This window comes from Segatella copri (assembly GCF_002224675.1).
Lineage (GTDB): Bacteria > Bacteroidota > Bacteroidia > Bacteroidales > Bacteroidaceae > Prevotella > Prevotella copri_U.
Genome location: NZ_NMPZ01000055.1, coordinates 1 through 2,647, shown reverse-complemented (window position 1 = coordinate 2,647; position 2,647 = coordinate 1). Strand labels below are relative to the sequence as shown.

Here is a 2,647-nt window from a genome sequence, read left to right as displayed (position 1 = left end):
TATTAATTTTTCCGTTTCTACAGCATCCTTCTTATAGATTACGGCGGGTGAAGAGTGAGCGTTTTTAATATAAAAAAACTTAAAGAAAGTACATTTTTGCTGATACTTTCGTATATTTGTACCTGAATATCACAGGCAGTAGTAATTGATGGCATTTACTGCAATAGTTCATTGTCTGCCTATATGTCAAATCTTAACTGCTTATAATTATGACTAAGAAGTTTTTATCATTCGTACTCACAATTGCTTGTTCCCTCTTATTGGGAAGTTGTGAGAACTCAGAGGGTTTAATCGTTGAGGACAGCAAGCTGGACATGAGCCTTTTCTCCCAGACCTATACCATCGACGATGAGGGATGTTGTGTCCTCAAGGGTGCTAAGCCAATTACCAGAGGCGAAGTACAAAGCAAGGTCTTGAACTATGGCTGGAAGTCAATAGCCACTTACGAGGTGCTGGCTAATGGTAAATTGAGCAAAGAGGAGTTTTGGAAAGACATGGTTGGAGGCAGTCCTACCCACTATTGGTTTGAATCGTCGCAGCAGCTCGTTCAGTATTTCTACATGGATGCGAAGCCTGCTTTTTGCTTCCGAAATGTTTCATGGTCGTATGATGCAACCAAAGGTTTCATCCTTTGCGGAAACGACAAATCGGCAACTGTTGACCAATACCAGCAGATTCTCAAACTTGTAGAATCGGACGGCAGAACATTGATGTACACCATACAGAAGATTGCCACAATCAGCGATGGGGACAATGGTTACAAACCTGTTTATGCCATGATTGTCTATAAGCGTCTGACCGATGATGAGCTGAAAAAGATGCAAGAGTCCTACAACTATGATTTGAACGCAGACAATTCAGTCCCAGACAACAGTAAGTTTTAAATGTAAGCGGCTCCGCGTTTATACCTTGCATAATTCAAAAAAAGCAGTAACAGCTGATTAAATAAATGCTGCTACTGCTTTTTCCATCGGTCAGGAAGTAAGTCTCTATATTTCTCCAGTGGGGTATTCGGTTGCCATTCAATGGTCTTTTCTATGACATCGCTAATGTATTCAAACAGATTAATGCCATTCAACTTGCATGAAATAGCTATAGAATATAGGATAGCTCCCCGTCTTGCTCCTTCGTGCGAGCCAAAGAACATAGAGTTTCTTCTTGATAGTGATATGTACCTCTGGATCCTTTCAATGTAGTTGTTATCGAGAGCCGTATCACCTCTTTTGAAGATGTCACAAATGGCATTATACTCATTAAGGGCATAGCCGACCGCCTGCGCCAGGGTAGACTTGGGCAGCAAATCCTTCCTGGAAGATATTTCCTCCAGTTTCTCCAATAAATCCTGCAAAATGTCTGGTGCGTATGACTGCCGATAGGCAAGATGGTCTTCAACGGTCCATCCATTTACCCCAACCTTATGTTTTTTGTCTTCTTGATAAAACCTGTTGATGATATCTACGACTTCCTGAGCATCCTTGTCCTCCTTGCCGCAGTCGATGAAGTCTCTCTTGACATGCTGTAGACAGGCGATTCTCATGATGTCCGGATAAGCATCCGACTCCAGTTTCCGGTAAGGAGCATATGCATCACTCTGTATGGTACCTTTATAATCTGAGAATACGTTAAGTATGACCTGCTCAGAGCGTGAACCATCCTCATATACGAAGAAGACAAGTCCCAGTTCAGGCGCACTTACAGCCCAGAGGTAGCCTTTCTTCGACCCCTTGTCTGTAGGCTTTGTCTTGGCTAACAGCACTTTATGGTATGTCTCGTCTGCCGAGACATAATCCTGCTGCAACACTACTTGGCAGATAGCCTTATAGAAGTTTTCCAGTACATCAGCACTTCTGGCAATCAGCTTGTTTGCCGTAGCTTTCCTTAACGTAAACCCATTGTCGGCAAAGTATTTGGTAATTCGCTCTACCGGCATGGAATAGATGTATCGCATCTGCAGGAGACCTGCTGCAAAGGAAGGTGAATAGGAAGAATTCAACAGCAGAGCCGGCGGAGTCTTCCCCGGATACATGATACTTCCATCCGTATAAGTGTTGATGTGATACACGGTCTTGATGAATTTGATGGGTTCCATGCTGTAACGTATACAGGTACGAGTTCCGAAGAGACGCAACGTCTTCAAAAGCTCTGCATCCATGACTGGATCTATCGTAACATGCACCTCTTTCATCTCGTAATGCATGTCACGCTTGGCACCATTGTTTTTGCGTGCCTTTCTCTTTTCGGCCTGCTCTTCTTTCTTCTTGTCAAATTCCTCCTGGGTCATCGAGTCTTGTGGATTCTTCTCCTGACGTTCGGACTTCTTGCCTGAAACGAGCTTGCCGAGAGCCTTGTTCTGACGATTCACCTTGCCGATGGCGATTCCTTTCTGGATGAGTAGTTCTTCTAATGACTTTATACGTTCAATGAGTTCGTTGACCTGCAGGGTCAGCGAACTCACTGTAGTATTAGCTTGCTGAAGTTGTTCGTTGGCAAGCTGAAGTTGTTCCTTCAAAAGTACTATAATTTCGTCCTTTGTCATAGTGCAAAGGTACGAAAAAATATCGAGATATGCAAGTATTCTTATATATTATTTTTAGCTATTTTATTGATATACAATATGTTAATATTTTCCTACCGCTACTATAGATTG

2 protein-coding genes are annotated in these 2,647 nt (G+C 42.7%); one reads left to right on the top strand and one right to left on the bottom strand.

What is annotated here, in order from left to right:
• Positions 1 to 209 precede the first annotated feature (209 nt).
• Positions 210 to 884 (top strand): hypothetical protein, encoded by a 675-nt coding sequence (locus CFT61_RS16195; protein WP_142990666.1) that lies wholly within the window; start codon positions 210 to 212, stop codon positions 882 to 884.
• A 71-nt stretch (positions 885 to 955) separates the two neighbouring features.
• On the opposite strand, the gene tnpC is transcribed toward CFT61_RS16195, so the two are convergent.
• The gene (gene tnpC, locus CFT61_RS16190) at positions 956 to 2,536 is read right to left on the bottom strand and encodes an IS66 family transposase (RefSeq protein ID WP_089545419.1); all 1,581 of its coding nucleotides are present in this window, start codon (positions 2,534 to 2,536) and stop codon (positions 956 to 958) included.
• Between the last annotated feature and the right edge of the window lie 111 nt (positions 2,537 to 2,647).